Source organism: Tardiphaga sp. 285_C5_N1_2 (genome assembly GCF_052076065.1).
Classification (GTDB): domain Bacteria; phylum Pseudomonadota; class Alphaproteobacteria; order Rhizobiales; family Xanthobacteraceae; genus Tardiphaga; species Tardiphaga robiniae.
Genome location: NZ_CP197241.1, coordinates 1,233,811 through 1,258,337 on the forward strand (window position 1 = coordinate 1,233,811; position 24,527 = coordinate 1,258,337).

Annotated in this window: 22 protein-coding genes; 18 read left to right on the forward strand and 4 right to left on the reverse strand. The window is 63.0% G+C overall.

Annotation, left to right across the window (positions count from 1 at the left end; translation table 11 throughout):
- Window positions 1-5: 5 nt before the first annotated feature.
- The 4 genes from AB7951_RS05840 to AB7951_RS05855 are packed head-to-tail and all read left to right on the forward strand — an operon-like array spanning window position 6 to window position 3,328.
- Window positions 6-875 carry a branched-chain amino acid ABC transporter permease gene (locus tag AB7951_RS05840; RefSeq protein ID WP_120291915.1) on the forward strand — a complete coding sequence of 290 codons (870 nt, stop codon included), beginning with the start codon at window positions 6-8 and terminating at the stop codon, window positions 873-875.
- Window positions 872-1,873 (forward strand): branched-chain amino acid ABC transporter permease, encoded by a 1,002-nt coding sequence (locus AB7951_RS05845; protein ID WP_120291646.1) that lies wholly within the window; start codon window positions 872-874, stop codon window positions 1,871-1,873. The genes AB7951_RS05840 and AB7951_RS05845 overlap by 4 nt, the downstream gene beginning before the upstream one ends.
- Window positions 1,870-2,634, forward strand: coding sequence for an ABC transporter ATP-binding protein (locus tag AB7951_RS05850; protein WP_439061833.1), 765 nt, complete (start codon window positions 1,870-1,872; stop codon window positions 2,632-2,634). Before AB7951_RS05845 ends, AB7951_RS05850 begins: the two co-directional genes overlap by 4 nt.
- Entirely contained in the window at window positions 2,615-3,328 is a 714-nt protein-coding gene (locus AB7951_RS05855; protein ID WP_089265716.1) for an ABC transporter ATP-binding protein, read from the forward strand. The genes AB7951_RS05850 and AB7951_RS05855 overlap by 20 nt, the downstream gene beginning before the upstream one ends.
- A gap of 28 nt (window positions 3,329-3,356) precedes the next feature.
- Here AB7951_RS05855 and AB7951_RS05860 read toward each other — a convergent pair whose 3' ends face one another.
- The gene (locus AB7951_RS05860) at window positions 3,357-3,530 is read right to left on the reverse strand and encodes a DUF1328 domain-containing protein (protein WP_089265352.1); all 174 of its coding nucleotides are present in this window, start codon (window positions 3,528-3,530) and stop codon (window positions 3,357-3,359) included.
- 354 nt (window positions 3,531-3,884) lie between these two features.
- Between AB7951_RS05860 and AB7951_RS05865 the strand changes: the two genes are divergently transcribed.
- The 5 genes from AB7951_RS05865 to AB7951_RS05885 all read left to right on the forward strand — a co-directional run bounded on the left by AB7951_RS05865 (window position 3,885) and on the right by AB7951_RS05885 (window position 11,157).
- Entirely contained in the window at window positions 3,885-6,197 is a 2,313-nt protein-coding gene (locus AB7951_RS05865; protein ID WP_120291642.1) for a polysaccharide biosynthesis tyrosine autokinase, read from the forward strand.
- Window positions 6,197-7,351: a glycosyltransferase family 4 protein gene (locus AB7951_RS05870; RefSeq protein WP_199712106.1), complete on the forward strand. Its 1,155-nt coding sequence runs from the start codon at window positions 6,197-6,199 to the stop codon at window positions 7,349-7,351. The genes AB7951_RS05865 and AB7951_RS05870 overlap by 1 nt, the downstream gene beginning before the upstream one ends.
- Window positions 7,352-7,421: 70 nt before the next feature.
- On the forward strand, window positions 7,422-8,921 hold the full coding sequence (locus tag AB7951_RS05875; RefSeq protein WP_120291638.1) for a lipid II flippase MurJ: 1,500 nt from the start codon (window positions 7,422-7,424) through the stop codon (window positions 8,919-8,921).
- A gap of 54 nt (window positions 8,922-8,975) precedes the next feature.
- Entirely contained in the window at window positions 8,976-9,998 is a 1,023-nt protein-coding gene (locus AB7951_RS05880; RefSeq protein ID WP_120291636.1) for a polysaccharide deacetylase family protein, read from the forward strand.
- A complete protein-coding gene (locus AB7951_RS05885; RefSeq protein ID WP_120291634.1) occupies window positions 9,991-11,157 on the forward strand; it encodes a glycosyltransferase family 4 protein in 1,167 nt (388 codons plus the stop codon). Before AB7951_RS05880 ends, AB7951_RS05885 begins: the two co-directional genes overlap by 8 nt.
- 15 nt (window positions 11,158-11,172) lie before the next feature.
- Here AB7951_RS05885 and AB7951_RS05890 read toward each other — a convergent pair whose 3' ends face one another.
- Window positions 11,173-12,351 carry a glycosyltransferase family 4 protein gene (locus AB7951_RS05890; RefSeq protein ID WP_120291632.1) on the reverse strand — a complete coding sequence of 393 codons (1,179 nt, stop codon included), beginning with the start codon at window positions 12,349-12,351 and terminating at the stop codon, window positions 11,173-11,175.
- Between the two features lie 452 nt (window positions 12,352-12,803).
- The gene (locus AB7951_RS05895) at window positions 12,804-13,727 is read right to left on the reverse strand and encodes a helix-turn-helix domain-containing protein (RefSeq protein WP_120291630.1); all 924 of its coding nucleotides are present in this window, start codon (window positions 13,725-13,727) and stop codon (window positions 12,804-12,806) included.
- Between the two features lie 149 nt (window positions 13,728-13,876).
- Between AB7951_RS05895 and AB7951_RS05900 the strand changes: the two genes are divergently transcribed.
- Genes AB7951_RS05900 through AB7951_RS05925 form a run of 6 tightly spaced genes read left to right on the forward strand, consistent with a single transcriptional unit; the run spans window position 13,877 to window position 19,887 of the window.
- On the forward strand, window positions 13,877-15,103 hold the full coding sequence (locus tag AB7951_RS05900) for an amino acid ABC transporter substrate-binding protein (RefSeq protein ID WP_120291628.1): 1,227 nt from the start codon (window positions 13,877-13,879) through the stop codon (window positions 15,101-15,103).
- Window positions 15,104-15,133: 30 nt separating this feature from the next.
- Window positions 15,134-16,003, forward strand: coding sequence for a branched-chain amino acid ABC transporter permease (locus AB7951_RS05905; protein WP_092144790.1), 870 nt, complete (start codon window positions 15,134-15,136; stop codon window positions 16,001-16,003).
- Window positions 16,000-16,947, forward strand: a complete 948-nt coding sequence (locus AB7951_RS05910) for a branched-chain amino acid ABC transporter permease (protein WP_120291626.1) — start codon at window positions 16,000-16,002, stop codon at window positions 16,945-16,947. Before AB7951_RS05905 ends, AB7951_RS05910 begins: the two co-directional genes overlap by 4 nt.
- Window positions 16,944-17,687, forward strand: a complete 744-nt coding sequence (locus AB7951_RS05915; RefSeq protein WP_120291624.1) for an ABC transporter ATP-binding protein — start codon at window positions 16,944-16,946, stop codon at window positions 17,685-17,687. Before AB7951_RS05910 ends, AB7951_RS05915 begins: the two co-directional genes overlap by 4 nt.
- On the forward strand, window positions 17,680-18,402 hold the full coding sequence (locus tag AB7951_RS05920) for an ABC transporter ATP-binding protein (protein WP_120291622.1): 723 nt from the start codon (window positions 17,680-17,682) through the stop codon (window positions 18,400-18,402). Before AB7951_RS05915 ends, AB7951_RS05920 begins: the two co-directional genes overlap by 8 nt.
- A gap of 33 nt (window positions 18,403-18,435) precedes the next feature.
- Window positions 18,436-19,887: an aldehyde dehydrogenase gene (locus AB7951_RS05925; RefSeq protein ID WP_120291620.1), complete on the forward strand. Its 1,452-nt coding sequence runs from the start codon at window positions 18,436-18,438 to the stop codon at window positions 19,885-19,887.
- Window positions 19,888-19,909: 22 nt separating this feature from the next.
- Here the strand turns inward: AB7951_RS05925 and AB7951_RS05930 are convergent, their stop codons facing one another.
- On the reverse strand, window positions 19,910-20,716 hold the full coding sequence (locus tag AB7951_RS05930) for an IclR family transcriptional regulator (protein ID WP_158596840.1): 807 nt from the start codon (window positions 20,714-20,716) through the stop codon (window positions 19,910-19,912).
- A 141-nt stretch (window positions 20,717-20,857) separates the two neighbouring features.
- Between AB7951_RS05930 and AB7951_RS05935 the strand changes: the two genes are divergently transcribed.
- The 3 genes from AB7951_RS05935 to AB7951_RS05945 are packed head-to-tail and all read left to right on the forward strand — an operon-like array spanning window position 20,858 to window position 24,521.
- Window positions 20,858-21,736, forward strand: a complete 879-nt coding sequence (locus AB7951_RS05935) for an FAD binding domain-containing protein (RefSeq protein WP_120291616.1) — start codon at window positions 20,858-20,860, stop codon at window positions 21,734-21,736.
- Window positions 21,733-22,230, forward strand: coding sequence for a 2Fe-2S iron-sulfur cluster-binding protein (locus AB7951_RS05940; RefSeq protein WP_441255714.1), 498 nt, complete (start codon window positions 21,733-21,735; stop codon window positions 22,228-22,230). The genes AB7951_RS05935 and AB7951_RS05940 overlap by 4 nt, the downstream gene beginning before the upstream one ends.
- Window positions 22,227-24,521 (forward strand): xanthine dehydrogenase family protein molybdopterin-binding subunit, encoded by a 2,295-nt coding sequence (locus AB7951_RS05945; RefSeq protein WP_439061832.1) that lies wholly within the window; start codon window positions 22,227-22,229, stop codon window positions 24,519-24,521. The genes AB7951_RS05940 and AB7951_RS05945 overlap by 4 nt, the downstream gene beginning before the upstream one ends.
- Window positions 24,522-24,527 lie beyond the last annotated feature (6 nt).

A 24,527-nucleotide genomic window follows, 5' to 3' on the forward strand; every position in this document is an offset into this window, starting at 1 on the left:
CAATCATGCGTACCGTCTTCAGCATCATGACCGACGCCGTCGCCTACGGGATGGTGCTGTTCATCATTTCCATCGGCCTGTCCATCATGATGGGGCTGATGCGCGTCGTGAACCTCGCCCATGGCGCTTTCGCCATGATTGGCGGCTATCTGGCCTCCTATGCGATCCGCGACCTGCATGTGCATTACAGCGTCGCGATCCTGATGGCAGTGGTAGGCACTATCATCGTTTCGATCCCGTTCGAGATTTTGTTGTACCGTCGGATCTACCGGAAGTCCGATCCGCTGATTCAGGTGCTGATGACCATCGGCATCACGTTCTTCATCATCGGCATCGTCAATTTCATCTTCGGCCCGTCGCTGAAATCGATTCCGCTGCCACAGACCCTCAGTGGTCCGCTCGATATCGGTTTCCGCATGCTGCCGACCCATCGCATCTTTGTCATCGCCTGCGGCGTGGTTACGGCGCTGGCGCTGTGGCTGCTGATCGAGAAGACGGAGTTCGGAATCAAGCTACGCGCCTCGGTCGATCATAGTGGTATGGCGGACGCCTTGGGCATCCGCACCGAAATCATCTATGCAGTGACCTTCGCGCTGGCGATCGGGCTCGGCGCATTCGGTGGCGTGGTCGGCGCGGAGATCCTGCCGATCGAACCGTTCTATGCACTGCGCTATATGGTGACGTTCCTCGTCGTCGTCTCCGTCGGCGGCGCAGGCTCGATCCTTGGTGCTCTGTCGGCGTCGCTCCTGCTCGGCCTCGCCGACACCACCGGCAAATATCTCGCGCCGGAGTTCGGCGATTTCTTCTTCTATCTGTCGGTGATCGTCGTCGTGTTCCTGTTTCCGCATGGCCTATTTGGCAGGTCGCACGCATGAGCGAGATCGTCGCGACCCAGGTTCCGCACAAGCGCAGCATTCCCTTCGGTCAGGAGGCGGCAGGTGCGCTGAGTATCATCGTGCTCGGTGCCATCGGCTACTTTCTGTATCCGGACGATTTGGCGTTCCTGACGCGGCTGATCGGCATCGCATTCCTGGTGCTGTCGCTCGATCTGGTCACAGGTTATTGCGGCGTCGCCACCCTCGGCCATGCCGCGCAATTCGGCGTCGGCGCCTATGCCGCCGGCATTGCTTGCGTGCGTGGCATCGCCGATCCCATTGCGTTGCTGGCGATCGGTGTATTCGCGGGAACGGTCATGGGGCTGATCTCCGGTGCGCTGATCACGCGGTTTCGCGGGCTCCCACAACTGGTGCTGTCGATTGCCGTGGGGCAATTGGTCGCCGCACTTGCCAACAAGCTGTCGTGGCTGACCGGCGGCAGCGACGGCCTGTCAGGCATCACACCGGGCAAGGTGTTCGGCATCTTCAATTTCGACATGTACAGCCGCACGGCATTTTTGTTCTCGCTGGGCGTGCTGGTCATTGTCTTCGTGCTGCTGCAGCGTTTCGTGCGCTCGCCGTTCGGTCTGATGTGCCGCGGCATCAAGGATGACGATCTGCGCGCCAAGATGATCGGCGTCTCGATCTATCCGCGCCTTGTCGTGATGTATGGCGTCGCTGGTGCCGTTGCCGGGATCGGTGGAGCGCTGACGGCGATCAGCACCGGCGTCGTCGGTCTCGATAGCGTCAGCTTCGAACGATCGGCCGAAGTTCTGGTGATGCTGGTGCTTGGCGGTGCCGGGCATCTGTGGGGCGCGCTGGCGGGGACGATCATCTTCATGATCTTCGAGCACATCGTGGCCGCCGCCAATCCGTTCCACTGGATGACGCTGGTCGGCCTGCTGCTGATCCTGATTGTGGTGTTCGCGCCGCGCGGGCTGATCGAACCGGTGCTGTCGCTGGCCTCCCGCTTCAAGCGCAACGGAGAGGCGGCATGACCAATCTCCTCGAAGCCCGCGGCGTGTCGTGCTCGTTCGGCGGTCTGCATGTGACGCGCGACGTCAGTTTCAAATTGACTGCCGGCGACCGCGTCGCGCTGATCGGCCCGAACGGCGCAGGCAAGACCACGCTGGTCAATTTGATCACCGGCGACATCGCGCCGAGTGAAGGCCAGTTCTTCATGGGCGGTGACGAGATCACCGGTCTCAGCATTCCGGATCGCGTGCGTCGCGGTCTGGTGCGCACGTTCCAGACCACGCGGCTGTTTGCCAATCTCACCGTCGCCGACAATGTTGCGCTGGCGATCATGCAGCGCAAGCGCATCACGCGGCGGTTTTTCTCGAGCTCGACGGAGCTGCCGGAGGTGCGTGCCGAGTGGAGTGAGATCCTTAGCCATCTAGGTCTCGACAGGCTGGCCTATCGCAAGGTGGTCGAGCTCGCTTACGGACAGCAGCGCCTGATCGAGCTGGCCATCGGCCTCGCGCTGCATCCGAAGGTGCTCCTGCTCGACGAGCCCGCCGCCGGCGTGCCGCATGACGAGGCGCCCAAAATCCTTGAGGCGATCAATCGGCTGCCACCTGATATCGCCGTGTTGATGATCGAGCACGACGTGGATCTGGTGTTCAAGTTTGCCACGCGCGTACTGGTGCTGGCGGCCGGGCGGTTGATCTTCGAGGGATCGCCCGATGAGGTCACCGCCGATCACGAAGTGCGCCGCGCGTATTTGGGGAGCTATGCCGATGCCCGCCGCGCCACTTGATATCCAGAACCTGAGCGCCGGCTACGGCCCGACGCGGATCATCGAGGGCATTTCGTTCTCGGTGAAAGCAGGTGATCGTCTCGCCGTGCTCGGCCGCAACGGTATGGGCAAGACTACACTGCTGGCGACGCTGATGGGCCTGACGACGCGTCACGGCGGCGAGATCAGGATCGGCGACCAGGACGTCACGGCCAAGCGGACCTCGGCGCGCGCCGATCTTGGTATCGGCTATGTGCCGCAGACCCGCGACATTTTCGCCTCGCTGACGGTGGAGGAGAATCTGCGCACCGGGCTGAAGGGGCGGCCGGCGTCGGCGCTCGATGAAGCCTATGCGATGTTTCCGCGGCTACGCGAACGCCGCGGCAATTACGGCAAGCAGCTGTCAGGCGGTGAGCAGCAGATGCTGTCGATGGCCCGGACACTGCTGGGCAAGCCGTCGATCCTGTTGCTGGACGAGCCGCTGGAAGGCCTCGCGCCCGTGATCTGCGACGAGTTGATGGCATTGTTGGCGAAGCTGGCCGCCACCAGTGAAGTCACCATCATTCTGGTCGAGCAGCAGATCGAGCGCGCGCTGGATTTCGCGAGCAGCGTCATGGTGATGGAGCGTGGCCGCACCAGCTGGAGCGGGGCGCCGGATGTGCTGACCGCCGACCGCGCGCTGGTCGATCGGCTGGTCGGTGTCGGCATTCACTAGATTCCGGAATGGCGCGCCGGCTGGCGCGTCAAGCCCGAAAGATCGTGATCCCCAATACCAGCAGCACGATGCAGATCACGAGGAAGATATAAAAAAGTACGCGTGCGACATCCGCCGTGGCGGCGGAAATGCCGGTAAAGCCGAACAGGCCGGCGGCGACGGAAATCAGGAAGAAGATCAGCGCCCATTTCAGAAGGCTCATCGGGGAACTCCGGTTGCAGCAGTTCCGGAACGCCCCGCTGCGAGATTTGGTTCCGGCTCGCAACCAAAGCTGCCATACGTACCTAGCTCGCTAATGCGGCACCGGCCCGGGGAGATGCGTAACAGCCTACTAATTGGGCAACGCAAAGGTATTGATTAGCATTTTAAACCCGCCCTTAACCAAAACATCCCTAATGAATGGATAGTAGACCTGCTCCCCGCAGTGGATTTGTGGTTCGGGGGACAAAGGGTTCAGTATGCGTGTCGCGGTCGGTCATGGGTGGTTGCGCTGGGTGAGCACCGTTACGGCGCAGGGATGTGCGGTGCCAGCGCCCCGTAGTAAAGTCTGACGCGCATGTTCACCAAACGCGCCATCGTTACGAATACGGAAGCCGCCGATGGCGCGGCGGGAGACAGCCCGCTGCTCAGGGTTTGGCGCAATCGTAGCCTGTTCGGCGCGGTGTTTCTCGGCGTGATGATCCTGACAGTCATTGCGCTGGTTGTGCTGCCCGTGCGCTATCTCGCCACAGGTTCGGTGATCGTCGCCGAGCAGGAGCCCAGCAACAGCAACGCCTCGGCCGCCTGGGCGCAGAAGATCGGCGATCCCGCCGACGTCGAGAGCCAGCTCTTGATCGCGCGCTCGCCGCGGGTGATGCGGCTCGCCATGCAGCAGCCGGGCGTCACGGAAGCCGCGATTGAAGAGTGTCAGAGCAGGAGCAGCAGCTCCACCTGCGAAAAGATGAAGACCGATACGGCGGCGCTGATCGACTATGTGTCGGGAAATTTCGCGATCGGTGCTGTCGGACGTTCGCGCGTCATCAATATCTCCTACACTTCGTCGATCCCCGAAGTCGCGCAGAAGATGGCGAATGCGCTGACCAATGCGTTTCTCGACGAGCAGCGGACATCGGGGGCTAGCAGCCGCGAGGTTGCCGCGTCCTATCTTTGGAAGGAAGCCAAGCAGCTGGATGCAGAGTTGCGGGATGCCGATGCCAAGATCCAGGCATTTCGCCGCAACAAAGGCCTGATGCGCGGATCGCTGGCGCCGATCAGCTCGGAGCGGCTGAGCAGCATCAGCCAGCAGCTGTCGACCGCCGAGACCGCGCGTGCCGACGCGCTCGCGCGCCTGCAGGAAATCAAGACCAATCAGGCGCGCGCTGCCGACTCGCCGTCTGTGCTGTCGAACCGTTCGATCGCCGATCTCAAGCAGCAGCTCACGGTCGTCACCGCCCAGCTCGCCAGCCAGGCCAATGTGCTGGGGCCGCGGCATCCGTCGCTGCGTGCGCTGGAGCAGGAGCAGTCCGCGATCAAGGAGCGCATGGCCACGGAAGTGGCCAGCATTGCCGCCAGCGCGCAGAAGGCGTTCGACGCCAATGATGCCCTCGTGAACGCGCTTAAAAAGCAGATGGATGCCGTGAAGGCTGAAGTCGGCTCGGCGACATCGGACGAAGCCTCGATCGAGAGCATGGTGCGCAGCACCGAGATCAAGCGCCAGCAATATGCCGATCTCTACAAGCGCGCCAGCGAACTCGAAACCGAGCGGCGCGTGCTGATTGGCAATACACGACTGGTCAGCCTTGCCGAACTGCCGACCAAGCCGTTTTTCCCGAAGAAAATTCCGTTCCTGGCCGCTGGCGGCACGCTCGGCCTGCTGCTCGCATTCGTCGCAGCTTTCTTCGGCGATCGCGTCAATCTTGCGGGTCTGTCCCGGCTGCGGACGGCAACTATTCGCCCGGTGCGTGCAGCCGCGCCTGCCGCCGCTGCGTCTGCCGCCGTAGCTGCACCTGTCGCAGTCGCTGCGCCGGTCGCTCCGGCCCCTGTTCAGGCGACTGCCCCCGTGACGCCGCGTCCCGGACCGCCACTGCCGACGTCGTCATCGGAATTGGCCGTCGTCACCGGCGCGCCCGTTCTGGCACGATTGCCGACCGTCAAGCGCGATCCATCGGAATCGCCGATCGGTGCGATCCTCACGGCGCAGTCCGGCGCCTCGCTGTCGCGTGCGCTGCCGCTCGCGCTGCAGGATCCGCACTATCAGGATGCACTCCGCGATCTGGCGACGGGCCTGCTCGCGTCGAACGACGCCAGGACACGCCGCAAGATTCTGGTCGCGTCGCCGACGACGGCCGAGGGCAAAACGTTTCTGACCCTGACCCTGGCGCAATATCTCGCAACGGCGGGCCGCAGCGTGCTGGTGATCGAATGCGATTTCGGCGCGCCGAAGTTCGAAACAGCCTTGGGCTTGCGCAGCAGCATGGGGCTGCAGGGAATTCTGCGCGGCGACATCACGCCGCGCGAAGCGGTGGTCCGCGCCGCGACTCCCAATCTCGACGTCATTCCTGCCGGGCCGTTCTCGGCATCCGCCGAATTGCTGATGCGTAAACCGCTCGGCGATCTCCTGCTCTGGAGCCAGATCTACGACGTCGTCTTGATCGACGCGCCGTCGCCGGGCATCCAGACCGATCTGGGCGTGCTGGCCAGGCAGGTCGACGGCGTACTGCTCTGCATGCGTTCCGGCCGCTCGTCGATCGGGCAGGCAGTGGCGACATCCAGCGCGATCCGTGTCGCGGGCGGCAGCGTCTTCGGCATAGCCGTCACGATGATGCCGGACGCCAATACGCCGAGCGGCACAGACCGGGTTTCGAATAATGCCTATGCCGGAGCGACGTGATGCCCGCTCCCAGCGTTCTGTTCGTCTGCCATACGGGCTCGATCTCCGGCGCTGAACTCGTTCTGATCGATCTCGTTCAGCCATGGGCGGGCGAGGCGGCCTTCCTGTTCGAGGATGGCCCGCTGCATCAGGCGCTTGCAGCCAAGGGCCTGAAGGTGCGTGTGTCGCGCTGGGGCGAGGGGCTCTCGGATGTCAGGCGCGACAGCTCAATCCTGAAAGCCTTTCCGCTGATTGGTCGGCTCGGGGCCATCATTGCCGAATTGACGCGCGAGGCGCGCCGTCATGACGTCATCTATGCGAATTCGCAGAAGGCCTTTGTGTTATCGGCCGTCGCCGCCACGCTGGCGCGGCGTCCGCTGATCTGGCACCTGCACGATATCATCAGCAGTGAGCATTTCGGCGCCACGCAGCGCCGCGTGCAGGTGGCGCTGGCGAATTATTGTACGGCAAAAGTGGTCGTTCCTTCGCAAGCTGCTGCAGATGCCTTCATTGCGCAAGGTGGCCGCAAGGAGCTGGTCGCGATCGTGCCCAACGGTCTTGATGTGCCGCCGGACGCCAGCACGCCGCTTGAGATCAGGCGCGAGTTGAAATTGCCTGAAGGACCGCTCGTCGGCGTCTTCAGCCGCCTCGCGGCCTGGAAGGGCCAGCATATCGTGTTGCAGGCTCTGGTAAAGACGCCGGGCGTCAGCTGTATTATTGCAGGGGCTGCGCTGTTTGGCGAAGAGCCTTATGCCGAGAAGCTCAACCGGATGGTGGCGGATCTCGGTCTTGGCGATCGCGTGCATTTCCTTGGCCAGCGCAGCGACGTGCCGAGGCTGATGCGCGCTGTCGATGCGATGATCCATCCGTCGATCGATCCCGAACCCTTCGGTCGCACGCTTGTCGAAGCCATGCTCGCGGATGTGCCTGTAATTGCCACGGATGCCGGTGCGGCGTCTGATATTCTCGAAGCCGGCAAGGCCGGGACGCTGGTGCCGCCCGGGGATGCCGAGGCGCTGGCCGCCGCTATTACCAAGGTCATGTCGCGCCCGCCTGAACTGGCGAGCCAGTTACACTATGCCGAAGCGCGGGCGCGCTCGCATTACAGCGTCGATCAGATGCTGCAGACCGTTTCAAACCTGATCGGGCGAGCGGCCGCGGGAGCGCCCGTGTGACCGCGCATCGCTGCTCAGTTTGCAATTTGAGTTCCTGGACGGCCCCTGATCGGGCCGTAGCGGCGCGCTTATGAGCGGCGCCCGGCACTCGACGCGGAAGTTTACGGCAATTCTCATCAGCGGTGCGCTGACCAGCAAGCTGCTGGGTTTCGGCCGCGAGATCCTGATGGCGCAAGTGCTTGGCGCTTCGCTGGTCGCGGACGGTTTTCGTGGTGCGATCACGGCGGTAATGCTGCCGTTGGCCTTTCTGCAGAACGAAACCGTCCCCGCCGTAATGATCCCAATGCACCGGGATGCGCTGAAGGACGGCAACGGACCTCAACGCCTTGGCGCCATGACGGTGGCGATCACCGGCATCGCCATGATCCTGATGGTTGGGTTACAGGCGCTCGGCGAGCGGGCTGTGGACGCGCTGGTCGGCGGCTTTTCGGCGGAGGGGCGTAGCCTCACTCTCGACTTCATTCGCATCATGGCGCTGGGCATGCCGGCCTCGGCGATGATCAACGTGCTGGCCGCCGGGGAAATCGCGCTCGGTCGGACGCGTCTGACGAATATCCGCGCCAGCATCCTGAACGTCGCCGTGCTGATGGGCATCGCACTGGTCGCTGTGTCGGGCAACTTCCATACGCTGGCCTGGTCGTTCTCGATTGCCTTCAACGCGCTCGGCGCCTGGGGGCTCTACACGATGTGGCGCGAGGGCGTGCTCAGCTTCAAGGGCCTGTCGCTGTCATCGGTGCTGGCGTCAGGCCGCGAATTCTTTCGTCGGCTGCGACCGCTGCTCGCGCTACCGGTCGCCGAACAGGCCAATGTCTGGATCGAACGCCTGCTGGCATCGCGGGTCGGGACCGGTGCGGTGGCCTCGCTGGACTATGCACGCACGCTGACCGAAAGCGCGCTGCTGCTGATCAGTCAGCCAGTCGGGCTGGCGGTGTTGTCCAGCCACCCGCCGAAGGACGTCGGCGCGCAGATCGAAGGGATCGCTCGGCCTATTCTCGCACTCGCGGTGCCGGCATCGGTCTTTCTCGCCATGTTCGCGCCGGAGATCGTGCGGCTGGTTTTTCTGCGCGGCGCCTTCAACGAGCAGGCGCTGTTCCTGACCAGTCAGGCCTTGCGCGGCATCGCACTTGGCCTATGGGCTGCGACGCTTGGCTGGATCCTGATCCGCATCCTCAATGGCGCAGGCCGGAATTTTGCGGCCGCTGCCATCATCGTCACTGCCTATCTGGTTAATATCGTAGTTAACCTTCTCACCTCATACCTGCCCACGGCGCATGAATGGGGCACCTTGTTGCTTGGACTGGGTGAAGCCGCCCGTGGTATCGTTCTTCTGGCTGGCGTCATGATCGTCCTGGGGTCCCGGCGCAAGCTGCTCTACCTGATGTTTCTCGCGTGTTTCCCGGCAGCGCTGATGGCACTCTTCAGCTGGCAAATTCATGAGGTTCTGACGGGCCCGTGGCAGCGGCTTTTCGCTGGTGGTTTTGCTTATCTGGTCTGCCTTGCGCTGTCTGTCGCGATGCTGATGCCGGGCGTTTACATTGCGGCATTTGCGCGCGTCCGGGGGCGCTTGTGATTTTGATATGTGTTTTTGTATTAGAGAGTGCCTTGATCGTCTGAGGACTTTTCGATGAAGCACCTGTTATCCAGCGCCGCCCGACGCATGGCGTCTTCCGAAGCGCTGGTTCGCCCGATCAGCATGGCTGCCGATATGTTCATGGGCACGCGTGGTTGCCTAATGACCTTTCATCGCGGCGCCTCCGCTCGGGCCTGGGAAAAACTGCCGAACCGCGATTTCTATCTCGATACGAATTTTCTCGATCAGTTCCTGTCGCATCTGAAGCAACGCGGCTGGGATGTCGTGACGATGGAAGAAGCGATCCAGCGCTCGAAGGCCAGAAAGTCCAACGATCGCTTCGTCAACTTCTCTGTCGATGATTGCTATCGCGATACCTATGAGGAGATCGTGCCGCTGTTTCGCCGTCACAACGTGCCGGTGACGTTATTTGTCACGACGGGCATTCCTGACGGCACGCTTCCGCTATGGGCCGCAGGTCTGGAAGATACATTGCTCAACAACGACCGGGTCATTCTCGAAGATGGTGCGATCGACGTGCCGACGTCTGACGCCAAGCGTGCGGCGTTCCATCGTGTTGCAGAGCGTTGGGACGGTCCGCAGGCTGCGGCTTCTTACAAGAAGTTTTGCGAGCTCAATGGTGTCGACATCGACGTGATGCACTGGAAGCATGCGATCACCTGGGAGATGCTCGAAGAGTTGCGCGACGATCCGTTGGTGGAGATCGGCGGCCACACCGTGACGCATGCCCGTATTTCGTCGTTGTCGCCGGATGGGGCACGCTTCGAACTCAAGGGTAGCCGTGACCGGTTGGTCGAGCGCCTTGGCATTCCCGCCAGGCATTTCGCATTTCCCTATGGACGTTCGGGCGATTGCGGTCCGCGCGATTTCGCGATCGCGCGCGATGCCGGTTATGCGAGTGCAGCGACAACGCGCAAGGGCCTCGTGCGCAACGGCCAGGATGCCTACAACCTGCCACGCTGCACGATCAACGGCGCGGATCGCAGTCTCGCGACCATGGAGCTCCATCTGTCTGGCCTGACGGGTGTGGCCGCGAGGATGACGGGGCGTGTCTAGCAGTCGTCGCCTCAAGGTCCTCTCGATTGCACATTCCGCCGTCAGCCGCGATGCGGGGCGTCTGCGATACTATCCACTCGTCGGGCGCGATGACGTCGATATGCATCTCGTCGTTCCGGCTACGTGGTATCAGTTCGGCCGTACGATTATTGCGGATCCATCCGACGATCCCGGAATGACCGTGCATGTGATGCCGATCCGCTTGCCGCGCGCCGGCCCGATGAGCTGGTATCTGCATTTTTATCCGGGCTTGCGGCGTCTCATCCGTGAGGTCGATCCCGATGTGATCCATCTCTGGGAAGAGCCGTGGAGCGTCGTTGCGATGCAGGCGCGCATCCTCAAGGGCCGCGCCGCGATGGTCCTGGAAGTCGATCAGAACATCCTGAAGCGCTTGCCGCCGCCATTCGAGTTCATCCGCAAGGACGTGCTGCGGAATACGGATCATATCCTCTCGCGCAGTCCGGAGGCGACAGCAGTCGTCCGTGCGCGGGGCTATACCGGCCCAGCGTCGCCGATCGGCTATGGCGTCGATCTCGCGACCTTCAATCAGACCGGCGCGCGCCAGGCGCCGATTGCGCCCGGGCAGGGACTACGCATCGGCTATGTCGGGCGTCTCGTCGAGGAGAAGGGTCTCGACGACGCGCTCGACGCGATGAAACGCGCCACGGCGGATGTGACATTGGCGATCATGGGCGAAGGTCCGCATGAGCCTGCGTTGAAACTGCGCGTCAACGAACTGGGACTGACCGACCGCGTCACATTCCGGGGCTGGGGCAAACCGGCCGATGTCGCGTCATTCCTGAGCGGTCTCGATGCAATGATCCTGCTGACGCGCACCACCAACGCCGTGCGTGAGCAGTTCGGCCGGGTGATCGTCGAGTCGCAGGCTTGCGGCGTGCCGGTGATCGGTTCGACGGGCGGCGCTATTCCCGATGTTGTCGGCAAGGGCGGCTGGACTATTCCCGAACGGGATCCCGATGCACTGGCGACACTGCTGGATCGGCTTGCTGCCCACCCGCAGCAGTTGCTGGACCGCGGCGCGGCCGCGCGCGACAACGTGCTGACGCGTTTTACTTACGAGGTGGTGGCGAATGCGCTGGTGTCGGCCTGCCAGCAGGCCGCCGATGCAAAGCGGGGGGCTGATCGGCCGCGCCCTTGAAGCAGGCGCTTGCGATCAGGCGCCGACCGCCATAGCGGCCGGTGCAAATTCGTTCTTCGACGCCTGCACCTGCTCCAGCAGCTCGATGTAGCGCGAACCGACATAATCCCAGCCGTAATTCAGCGCCGTGGCATGTGCACCTTCGCACAGCCGCGCCAGCGCTGCCGGATCGGAGAAGGCCATCGCGATCTTCTCGGCGATATCTGCGCCGTCCATCTTGATCTGATAACCGTTCACGCCGTCTACAAGGTAATCCTCGATGCCGCCAACCGGCGTTGCAAAAACCGGCGTCGAGCAGGCCATGGCTTCCATGCAGACCAGCGAGAAAGTTTCATAGGCAGTCGGCAGTACAAAGGCGTCGGCCGCAGCGTAGAGGGCCGGCATATCGGTACGCGATCCCGCGAAGACCAGCCGATCGGCGGAGGTTGTCGCCAGTTTGCGATAGGGCGCGGGATTATCCGAGCCCACCACAAGCATCCAGACATCGGGGCCCAGGCGTTCGAGCGCGCCGATGGCATGTGCCAGACCCTTGCGGCGGAATTCATGGCCGGCGAACAGAAGCAGCTTTGCGTCCACCGGGATGCCGAATTCCTGACGGATCCTGAGACCGGCCGCGGTGTCGCGGGCGAAGCGATTGAGGTCGATGCCGTTGGGGATCACGCGGATGCGCGACGCGGGCACCTTGTAGATCTGTTGCAGTTCGGTTGCGACGCGCGGCGAGACCGCGACATACATGCGATAGCGCAGGCCGCCGATCATCCAGCGATCACGCAGGGCCACCCACAGATGCATGGGATTCAGCATCCATGACCAGGAGCCGGCGTTGCGCTTTTCGGCGAGGCTCTGCGCGTTGACCGCGTGCACGACCAACACGTCGCCCGTCAGGCTGTCGCCGTGGCTGATGATGACGGCCTTGGGATGATGATAGGCGGCGCGCGTCGCCAGTAATGTGAAGGTGGGAACGACAAAAGCGCGACCAAGATAGCGCAGGATGCCGCGCGTCTTGATGTGCGAAAGCCAGGCGCCGACGCGCTCGATGCGCGTACCTGGCGTTGCCTTGTCGCCGACGGCGCTGGCGAGAACTGTGTTGGCGATTTTGGCGCGACTGAATGCGCATGCGAGTTCGCTGGCCACGCTTTCAACGCCGCCGACCGAACTCAACTCCTGGACGATCTGGACGATCTCGATGGTCATGGGCCGACACTATGAAAACGGGTGAACGCCAATACCGTAGGTGCGCTGATAAGTCGCAATTTCATCAATATCCTGCTTTCGCAGGCTTTTGTCACCAGCACAACGTCTAAGATTTTGCCTTCGCGATAAGGCATATCAGCGGAAACACTCGGACACAGTCGAGCAAATGCAGCCCTGCCGCGCCAAGTAGTATTCCGCTCCACCTGGAGTCGGTAATTGGCGCCGTCGCATGCGTCTTATGGGTGCAATCCTACGTCGACGACGATCTCGTAGGCACTTTTCACCAGCGCTTCGGGCCTAATGGTGAACGGCGTCCTGAAGTGACATCTGAAACAGAGCGCGGAAATGGATATTGTGACCCCGATTCAATATCGAGTCATGCTTAACGCGCGCTGTTTCAAATTGATCACGCAGGTTTCAAAGAGATACAGCACTGATCGAGCGTGGGACAGTTACGGCCAGGCCGCATAGGACGGGCCGTGCTGACTTGGATCAAGCCGCGCGCGACGCCGATAGGCGCCTGGCGACGCATTCTGATACTTGCGGAAGAAGCGATTGAAATACCCGGGATCGCGGAAGCCGAGGCCATAGCCGATCTGCTCGACCGGCAGATCGAGCTGCCGCAACCGCATGCAGGCTTCGTGAATCAGGCGCTGATGCACGATGGCGCGCGGGCTGTAGCCCTTCTCGCGCTTGCAATGTGCGTGCAGCTTGTCGTCAGTGACGCCAAGTGCAGCCGCATAGCGTGCGATGGGCCAGCCGTCGCGATAATGCAGTTCGACCATCTGCAGGAAATTGCCGACGAGGCGCGGGCCGTCGCCGCGCTGTGCAGCATCGTCGGGGGCTTCCTCCGAAATCACCGAGCGCCAGATGTGGAGGCACAGCAACAACACATGCGTCGATGTCATCGTCGCGCTGCCGCGGCCCGGCGTATTCAACTCACGCACCAGCGTGCTGCAGGATTCCGTGATGGCCGCAAAAGTCGTCGCGAGTTGCGTGCCTTCGCGCAGGACCAGCCGGTCGATGGTTCGCCGCAGATGCAGCGCCTCGGCACTGCCGGCGACGGTGCGGGTGAGGACATCGTCCGACACTGAAATCAGATAGCCTTGTGCGCCGGCTTCGACTTCCAACGTGCCTTCGTGATCGCCGGGAAGCCACAACAGGCCGGGGGACTGAATGGCAACCGTGGTGCCGCGCATCGTGGCGGTGCCGCGCCGGGTTTCGATCACCAGCAGGTGCGAGCGCCTGGCAACCGACTGCCGGATGATCCAGCTGCGCGGCGCCAGTCCGGGTGCGAATCTTTCCGCATGCAGTGCCGGAAGCGGCTTCTCCGCGAAGCCGGTGGGACCCGAAACGATGTGCGCGGTCTCAAGCACTGGGACAATCCGTCGCGTGAAATAGCTCGCCTACACGGATCAATACAATCTTTCCCCGGATGCGTCCAATTCCCAGCCCCAAACGCTGGACTAGTCTCCGGCCATCGAACGCCACAAGGCGTCGGTGAAAAGAATTCGGGGAGGATAACATGGTGTCAGCAGTCAAGCGCCTTGCGGCGGGACTACTCGCAGTGGCCGGTGCGGCGTTCGTCGGGTGGGACGGTGCAGCCGAGGCCCAGACGTCGGTCAAGATCGGTTATGCCATCTCGCGCACCGGCCCCGCCGCCGGCGGCGCCGCGGTAACGACGATTCCCAACTACGAGCTGTGGGTGAAGGAAGTGAACGCCGCCGGCGGGCTCAAGCTCGGCGACAAGCGCGTCCCAATCGAGGTCGTCCAGTATGACGACCGGTCGAGCGCCGAGGAAGCCGCCAAGGCGCTGGAGCGGCTGATCACCCAGGACAAGGTCGATTTTATCCTGCCGCCCTGGGGTACCGGCCTGAATCTCGCGGTCGGACCGATCCTGAACAAGGCCGGCTATCCGCACATTGCATCGACGGCCGTGACCGACCGTGCGCCCGAACTGGCCAAGCGCTGGCCCAACAGTTTCTGGTTGCTCGGCACCAGCGCCGATGCTGCCAAGACGCTGGTTGAGCTGCTGGTGAAGCTGCGCACCGAAGGCAAGATCGGCGACACCGTGGCGATGGCCAGCATCGCCGACGGCTTCGGCATCGATCTCTCTGGTGCCGCCAGACCAGCTCTTACAGCCGCCAAGTTCAAACTTGCCTATGACAAGACCTACCCGGTCGGCACCCAGGATCTCAGCCCGATCATCAATGAGGTGAAGGCGCTGAACCCCGACGTGTTCATCGCCTTCAGTTATCCGCCGGACACGATCGCGATCACTGAACAGTCACGCATCTCCGGTTTCAATCCGAAGATCTTCTACACCGGTGTCGGCACTGCATTCCCGCTGTTCAAGCAGAAATTCGGCGCCAACGCGGAAGGCGTGATGGGCATCGGCGGCTGGAATGGCGACAGCCCGGCCATCAAGGACTATCTGGCGCGGCACAAGGCGTCGGCGGCGAATGGCGCGGAGCCGGATCGCTGGGCCAGTGCGGTCACCTACGCCGGGTTGCAGATGCTGCAGCAGGCGATCGAGCGGGTTGGCAAGGTCGATCGCGCTGCGGTCATCAAGGATCTGCAGAGCGGCACCTTCGACACCGTGATCGGCAAGGTGAAGCTCGAGAACAACATGCCGACCAAATACTGGTGGGTCGGGCAGTGGCAGGACGGCGAGTTCTATGGCGTCGGCCCGTCGGGTAACGAAGGCGCGCGTGCGCCGGTCGTGCCGAAGCCGGCATGGAAGGCGCAGTGATCGCGTCCCTCCCGTATCTGGTCTGACAGAATGACAAACGCGGTTCTCACCGGCCTCGTGCTGGGTGGCATGTACGCGCTGATCGCCATGGGGCTCACCCTGCAATATGGCGTGGCGCGGATCATGAACCTGTCCTATGGCGAGTTCCTGATCGGCGCGGCCTTTGCGTCCTACTGGCTGTTTACCGGCTGGGCGCTCAATCCGCTCGCAGGACTGGCATTTGTCATTCCGGTCAGTTTCGGCATCAGCTATCTCTTGTACCGCGTGTTGCTCACGCCGCTGGTGCGCCGCGCGCGCACCCGCGACGCCCTTGAGGTCGACAGCATTCTCGCCACCTTCGGCATGATGTTCATCGTGCAGGGCATCATGCTGACCATGTTCGGTGGTGCTTACTTCAGCTATTCGTTCCTCGCCATTCCTGTGAAGATCGTCGGCGAGGTGCTGGCACTCAATCGCCTGATTGCATTCGGGCTTGCGGTCGTGGTCGGCCTTGCGCTCTATCTGACGCTGACCCGCACACGGATCGGGACGTCCATCCGCGCCGTAGCCGTCGATCCCATCGCAGCGCAGCTTGTTGCCATCGATGTCACCAGGACATCGGCGCTGGCCTTTGCGCTCGGCGGCGCGCTGGTGGCGTCTGCCGGCGTGCTGATCAGCATGTTCCTGACCTTCAGCGCCACTTCCGGCGTGGTGTTCACCATGAAGGCGCTGATCGTGGTCGTGATGGGCGGCGTCGGCAATTTGCTGGGCTGTCTCGTCGCCGGACTGGCGCTAGGATTGAGCGAAGCGCTGGTGGCGACCTTCATCGATCCCGGCCTGACGCTTGCGGTGAATTTCGCGCTGTTCCTCGGTGTGCTGCTGGTGAAGCCGGCCGGCATTTTCGGGAGGGCGCAGCGATGAGCCGTACCCAAATGACGACTGGCGCGATCTGCCTCGCAGCCGTGGTTGCGCTCGCATTCGTCCCGATGATTGTCGATGCCTATCACCTCGCGCTCGCGATCAGTCTCCTGCAATTCACGGTGCTGGCGACGGCTTGGGGCATGTTCTCCGGCCCGACGCGCTATGTGTCGCTGGCGACCACAGCCTTCTTCGGCGTTGGTGCATACACGGTCGCTGTTCTCGGCGAACAATTGCCGTGGTCGCTGGTGCTGCTGATTGCGGCCGTGATCGGCGCGGTCATGGCCGTCATTGTCGGCTTGTCGACGCTGCGGCTGAGCGGCGTGCATTTCGTCATCTTCACCTTCGGTCTCGCCGAACTCGTGCGCCAGATCGTGGTCTGGTACGAGGTCAACAAGACCCGCGTGCTCGGGCGTTACGTCTTTGTCGATATCACCCAGAACGACATCTACTGGCAGCTGCTGGCGCTTGCCGTCATCGTGTTCGGCTCCGGCTGGCTGATCGCCCGCTCGCGCTTCGGCTTCGCACTGCGCATCATCGGCGAAGACGAGACTGTAGCACGGCATTGCGGCATCAATGTCACCATCGCCAAGGTTGCGCTGTTCACCATCACGGCCACCTTCATGACGCTGGTCGGTGCGATCATGGCGCCGCGCTTCACCTATATCGAGCCGTCGATCGCCTTCAACGCGACCATTTCGTTCGAAGTGGTGATCATGGCACTGCTCGGCGGCGCGCATCGGTTATGGGGCCCAGCGCTCGGCGCCATTCCGCTGACGCTGTTGTTCGACTTTCTGTCCGCGCGCTTTCCCAGCACATCGACCCTGATCATGGGCGTGGTGTTCCTGCTGATCGTCTATGCGCTGCCGTCGGGTGTCGTCGGCCTCTGGGAGAAGCTCAAAGCCTGGCGACCCTCAGCCTCGAACGTGCGGGGAGCACAGGCATGACCGCCAGTGCAATGCCGGTGCTTCGCATCGAAGGCCTGACCCGCGCCTTTGGCGGTCTCGTCGCCGTCAACGGAATCGACCTGACGGTGCATGCCGGCGAGATCGTCGGGCTGCTCGGTCCCAACGGCTCCGGCAAGACCACGGCGCTCAACCTGATCTCCGGCGTGCTGTCGCCGAATACGGGCGTGATCGCTTTTGCTGGCCATGACATCGCGGGATGGCCGACCCATCGCATCGCGCGACTCGGTTTGGCGCGTACGTTCCAACTGGTGCGCGTGCTCGACGGCATGACCTGCGGGGAGAATGTGGAGGCCGGGCTGGCCTTTCATCATGCGCCGCTTGCACGCGACGCGATGGCTGCGGCTGCGGCCGGCCTGCTCGCGCGGGTCGGTCTCGCCGGATTTGGCGGACGGCCCGCATCGGAGCTCACTTATATCGACCGCAAGCGGCTTGAACTGGCACGCGCGCTGGCGCTGCAGCCGCGCCTGCTGCTGCTCGACGAATGGCTCGCCGGTCTGAACCCGTCCGAATTGCTGATCGGGATCGAGCTGATCCGATCGCTCAAACAGGAGGGGCTGTCGATCCTGCTGGTCGAGCATGTGATGGATGCGATCCGTTCGCTCTGCGATCGTTGCGTGGTCATGAGCAGTGGCCGCAAGATTGCAGAAGGGCCTGTAGCTGCTGTGCTGAGCGACCCCGCGGTGATCGAAGCCTATCTGGGAGTGCCGGCGGATGCTTGAGGTCTCCAATATCAGCGTCACCTATGGCCAGCATCACGCGCTGAGCGATGCGGCGCTCCATGTCGAGCGCGGCGAGATCATTGTCATTCTCGGCGCCAATGGCGCGGGCAAGTCATCGTTGCTCAAAGCCATCGCCGGCTTGCTGCCGTCACCAGCCAAGATCGTCAAACTCGCCGGTCGTGATCTGTCCCGTCTGCCGCCTCATGAGATCGTGGAAGCCGGGCTTGCGCTGGTGCCGGAAGGTCGCGGCGTGTTCGGCGAATTGACAGTGGCCGAAAACCTGTTGCTCGGCGCCAACCCGAAGCGTGCGCGGGCGGTCGAGGCAGCGCAGCGTGCCAAGGTGATGACGCTGTTTCCGCGGCTTGGCGAACGCTTGGCGCAGACCGTGCGCACCATGAGCGGTGGCGAGCAGCAGATGGTAGCAATCGGTCGTGCGCTGATGTCGAACCCCGACATTCTTCTGCTCGACGAACCGTCGCTCGGTCTGTCGCCGTTGCTGGTGCGGGAATTGTTCGCCGCCTTGCGTAAGGTGCGCGAGACCGGCGTCGGCCTGTTGCTGGTCGAACAGAACGCACGCGAGAGTCTGGCTATCGCCGATCGCGGCTATCTGATCGAGAACGGCAAGATCACCGGCAGCGGCACCGCCGCAGCCCTGCAATCCGACGACGCCGTGCGCCGCGCCTATCTCGGCGGGCTCGCCAGCGGCGCGGCTTGAAATTCAAAGAAACATCCAACGGAGGACATCATCATGAACCAGATCAATCTGCTGCTCGAGAACCAGGACGTGCAGGCCATCGACGGCGCGACATTCGATCGTCTCAATCCGATGACCGGCGATATCGCCTCGCGCGCCGCGGCAGCCCAAATCGCCGATGCCAAGCGCGCTGCCGATGCTGCCGCCGCTGCTTTCCCTGCGTGGTCGGCGACCGGCCCGGGCGCACGCCGCGCCGTCCTGCTGAAGGCGGCCGATATCCTTGCCAGCAAGGCGCCTGATTTCATTGCCTTGATGGCGACGGAAACCGGCGCGACTGCCGGCTGGGCCGGCTTCAACGTTCATCTCGCCTCCAACATGCTGCGCGAAGCGGCATCGATGACGACGCAGATTTCCGGCGAGGTCATTCCATCGGACAAGCCCGGCTGCATCTCGATGGCGATCCGCCAGCCCGCGGGCGTCGTGCTCAGCATCGCGCCGTGGAATGCGCCGGTCATTCTGGGCGTGCGGGCTGTGGCGCTGCCGCTGGCCTGCGGCAATACGGTAATCCTGAAGGCATCGGAAATCTGCCCGGGCACACATCGGTTGATCGGCGAGTGTCTGCGCGAGGCCGGTCTGCCGCCTGGCGTACTTAATGTGATCACCAACGCGCCGGAAGATGCGCCCGCGCTGATCGATGCACTGATCTCGCATCCCGCCGTGCGCCGGATCAACTTTACCGGTTCGACCCGCGTCGGCCGCATCATCGCAGAGACCGCCGCCAAATATCTCAAGCCAGTGCTGCTTGAACTCGGCGGCAAGGCGCCGCTGGTGGTGCTCGACGATGCTGATCTCGATGCAGCAGTGGCGGCCGCGGCCTTTGGAGCGTTCATGAACCAGGGGCAGATCTGCATGTCCACCGAGCGGCTTGTTGTCGATCAGAAGATCGCCGACACCTTCGTGGCTAAGCTCGCGGCCAAGGCGGGTAGCCTAGTCGCGGGCGATCCGCGCAAGGGCGATACACCGCTCGGTTCACTGATCGGCAAGGATGCTGCGGATCGCATGCAGGCGCTGATCAAGGACGCCGTGGGCAAGGGTGCCCGTGTTGTGGCGGGTGGCAGCGTCGATGGCACGCTGATGTCGGCTACAGTACTCGATCACGTTACCTCGACGATGCGGATCTACAATGAGGAGTCATTCGGGCCGATCGTGAGTGTCGTGCGCGTCGATGGCGTGGACGAAGCCGTGCGCGTTGCCAACGATACCGAATACGGACTATCGGCGGCGGTGTTCGGCCGCGATATCGCCCGGGCGCTGGAAGTCGCCAAGCGGATCGAGTCCGGCATTTGCCACATTAACGGCGCGACCGTGCATGACGAAGCGCAGATGCCGTTCGGCGGGGTGAAGGCGTCGGGCTACGGTCGGTTCGGCGGCAAGGCCGGCATTGCCGAATTCACCGAACTGCGATGGATCACCATCGAGACCGGCCCGCAGCACTATCCGATCTGATCGTGTCCGTTACACGCGGCCGTCAGAAGCTGACGGCAGCGTAGGCCCTGCTGATATCTGCGGCTGCGTGCTGCAGATGCTCGCGCAACCTGATCTGACTGGCTTTCGGCGTGCGGAATGCCGGCGTCACGAAAGAGATTGCGGCGATCACGCCACCGGAATCGCGGACGGGAACGGAGACGGCATAAACATGCGGTGTGATTTCCGCGCGCGACTCCGACCATCCCTGCTCGCGGATCACGGCGAGCTCGCGCACCAGCAGCCTGCGATGTGGTGCGAAGCCGGGATCGCGCCGAACGGCGTCGTCGAGGATTGTCTCGCATTCAGCTTCGGGCATATGCGCGAGCAGCATCTTCGGGCCTGCACCGCGGTGCAGCGGCAAGGCCGTTCCGACCTCGAAGGTCAGGCGAATGCGTGATGACGATTCTGCGCGCTCGATACATACGGCGCGATCGGCCGAGCGGCGCAGCAAGATGATGGTTTCTCCGACTTCCTGAGAGACGCGCTTCATGAAGGGGCGCGCAATGGAAGCGAGATCGGTACCGGCGCGGGCCGCCTGCGCAAGGCCGATCACGCGCGGCGCGAGCACGAACGAGCCGCGGCCGTCTTCGTCGATGAGGTCGGCTTCGCGCAAGATGCCAATGTACCGATAGGTCGACGACAGTGGCACCCCGATCTGTTCAGACAGGCTTTCTGCGGAATGCCTCGGACGATCGGTGGAGAAGGCCAGCAAGGCGCGAAGTATCTTTCGCGAACTGCCATCTGCAGCAGCAGGACGGTCCGTCTGGTCGACGCGTTTCGACGCAGTTGCGGCTCTCTTGATGGCCAACGGAACCTCCATTCGGTAATGCTTGCCAATGGAAACGGCAGCATGTGGATATCATTTGCGCACCAACAAACATTGCCGTGCGCGTGCCTTCTTATAAGATAAGATAGTGTTCTCAGCAATTGAGAAGTAGCAAATCAGCCCATGAAGCTTCCGCCGCTGGACTATATTTGCCCTGCCACGCTGCCCGAGGCGATTGCCGCGCTCGCGGCTCATGGTGGCAATGCCAGGGTGATCGCGGGTGGGCAGAGCCTGATGCCGATGCTTGCTTTCCGGCTGGCGGCGCCAAGCGTGCTGGTCGATATCGGACGGCTGCCAGATCTCAAAAGTATCAGTATTTCCGCTGAGGGCATCGACATTGGGGCCCTCGTGACCTGGCGCGACATCGAGCGCGATGCGCAGCTCGCAAAGGCGCATCCGCTACTGGCGGCGGCCATCGCCCATGTCGCGCATTACCAGATCCGTAACCGCGGCACCGTCGGTGGCAGCATGGCCCATGCCGATCCGGCCGCCGAAATGCCGGGTATTGCGATAACCTGTGACGCGATGCTGACGATCGTCGGGCCGACCGGGACCCGCATCGTGAGCGCAGACGAGTTCATCACCGGCGGTCTCAGTACGGTTCTGGAGGCCGACGAAATCTTGACCAGCATACGTCTCCCGGTCTGGAAGAAGGCGCGGCGCTGGGCCTTCGAGGAATTCGCCCGCCGCCGCGGAGATTTTGCGCTGGCGGGTGTTGCCGCATTCTACGACATCGACGCGCAGGGCCTGGCGTATAATGCGCATATCGGGGTGATCGGCGTTGCCGATCGTCCGATGCGGCTGCCCGGTGTCGAGGCGATCATCGATGGCCGCCGGATCGATGCCGACGTGATTTTGCAGGCCGCGGCTGTCGCACGGGATGCGGTCGATCCCGCCGATGATATCCACGCGGAAGCCGCTTATCGGCGTGATCTTCTGGGCGTGTTGCTGGAGCGGGCGCTGGCGCGTGCGGCCGATATTGTCTTGCCGGAGGCTGCATGACGTCGGCCCGTCCCGTCCATTTCACCGTCAACGGTGCCGCGGCGACCGTTACGGTCGAGCTGCGGACCACGCTGGCGGATGCGCTGCGCAACGAGCTGCACCTGACCGGCACGCATCTGGGCTGCGAGCATGGGGTCTGCGGTGCCTGCACGGTCATCGTCGATGGTGCCGCGGTGCGCGGCTGCCTGGTGCTGGCGGCGCAGGCAGAAGGACGCGAGATAACCACCGTCGAGGGTCTTGGCAGCGCCGCACATCTCAGTGCGTTGCAGCTTGCGTTCCGCAAGCATCACGCTTTGCAGTGCGGCTTCTGCACTGCCGGTATTCTCACGACGGCGCATGCGTTGCTGACCGATGAGTCGCATGCGGACGAGGATCGCATCCGCGAGGTGATTTCCGGAAACCTATGTCGCTGCACCGGTTATCTGCCGATCATCGCAGCGATCATGGAAGCCCGTATTGCCTATCGCGACGTGCAATGCGAGGCGGCGCAATGAGCGATGTCGCCAAACTCCTGGTCGGCAGCGCGGTCGAGCGCATGGAGGATGCGCGCTTCCTGTCGGGATCCGGCTATTTCGCTGACGATCTTGCCGTTGAGGGGATGCTGCATGCGGCGATCCTGCGCAGCCCTATCGCCCATGCGCGGATTGTCGCCATAGATGCATCGGCGGCACTAGTGATGCCGGGCATTCACGCCGTGATCACGGCTCGCGACATCAAGGGCGATATTCCCGTCATTCCGCTTCGCCTGGCGCCGCTGCCCGAATTCGAGCCATTCCGCCAGCCTGTCATCGCAAGCGACAAGGTGCGCTATGTCGGCGAGCCCGTCGCTGTCGTTGTCGCCGACAGCCGCGCACTGGCCGAGGACGCGCTGGAGACGATCAGCATCGAGTTTGAAGCGCTGTCCGCAGTCACTGAGCGCGGCGCAAGTGAAACCCCGCTGTTCGACTTCGCCGAAGATAACGTTGCGCTGCGCTACGATGCCGGGTTTGGCGATGCCGATGCGGCCTTTGCGTCGGCGGACTATGTGCGCACCGAGCGCTTCAGCGTGCAGCGCCATACGGCGCTGCCCATGGAGACGCGGGGCCTCCTCGCAGAATGGAATTCATCGGCCGGTCGGCTCGTCGTCACAGGCGCGACAAAGGTTACGTTCTATAACCGCCGCGCGCTGGCGCAGATGCTGGGCCTTCGCGAGGATGATATCGATCTGATCGAGATCGATGTCGGCGGCGGCTTCGGCGTGCGCGGCGAATTCTATCCCGAGGATTTCCTGATCCCCTTCGCTGCCCGCAAACTGGCACGCCCGGTCAAATGGATCGAGGATCGCCGCGAGCATCTGATGGCGATCAATCACTCACGCGATATCGCGTGCGAATTGTCGCTCGCCTGCCGCAGCGATGGAATGATACTGGGTTTGCGCGGCCGGGTATTCGCCGATATGGGCGCCTATATCCGCACCAATGGCGGCGTGGTCCCGGCCAAGGCGGCGCAATTTCTGCCCGGCCCCTATCGCATCCCCCATGTCAGCGTGTCGGTCGAAGCTTTCATGACCAGCAAGACGCCGGTCGGTACCTATCGCGGGCCGGGCCGCTTCGAGGCGAATTTCTTTCGCGAGCGGCTGATCGACATGGTCGCGACCGATCTCGGCATCGACGTCGCCGAATTCCGGCGCAAGAACCTGATCACCGAACAGGAATTGCCTTATCCGATCGATGGGCTCGTGCCCTATGAAGGGCCGACATCCTACGACACCGGCGACTATGTCGAGGTGTTCGAGCGCGCCTTGAAGGAGATCGGCTGGCACGAGAAACGTCACCTGCAGGGTAAACTGGTCGATGGCGTACGTCATGGCATCGGGCTCGGCTGTTTCGTCGAAAGCGGCGGTGCCGGCCCGAAGGAAAACGCAGCGCTCACCCTTGAGAAGGACGGCTCGCTGACGGTGGCCGTTGGCTCATCGGTGCTAGGGCAGGGATTGGAGACGGTGCTCGGCCAGATCGCGTCGGATACGCTGTCGATCCCGTTCGATCGCATCCGTGTGCTGCATGGCTCGACCACGCTGCTCGATGAGGGCTTTGGCACCTATCATTCGCGTGCGGTGGTGATGGGCGGTTCGGCCGTGCTCGATGCCGCCACCCGGCTGCGCGAGAAGATCCTGCAGCAGGCGTCCAATCACCTGGGCAGGCCGAACAGCGAGTTGAAGATCATCAATGCGAACGTCGTCGCCGATAACGGCGCGTCAGTGTCGTTTGCGGCGCTCGCAGCCGGTAGCGAATTGCAGGCTGACGGCACGTTCGCCAACGATGTGCGCACCTACAGCTATGGCACCCATGCGGCGCATGTCACGGTCGATCCGCGCACGGGCGCGGTGAAAGTTCTCGATTACATCGCAGTCGAAGATGTTGGTCGTGCTATCAATCCGGCCATTGTGCATGGACAGGCGATCGGGGCCATCGTGCAGGGACTGGGTGGCGTTTTCCTCGATCATCTGATCTATGACGATCAGGGACAGCTCTTGAACGCCTCTCTGGCGGATTATCTGGTGCCGACCGCGAGCGACTTTCCGGTGCTGCGCGCGGTGACGCTGGAGCTGCGGCCGTCGCCGAGCAACCCGCTGGGTGCCAAGGGCGCGGGCGAGGGCGGTATCGTTGCTGTGGCCGCAGCGACGGCCAATGCGGTGGCGGCAGCGCTGGCGCCGCTCAATGTCGAGATTCATCACCTGCCGCTGACGCCGCCGCGTCTGTGGCGCCTCATCAAGGACGCGCGCGAGCGCGCGAGCAACGCTGCATAGGGACCG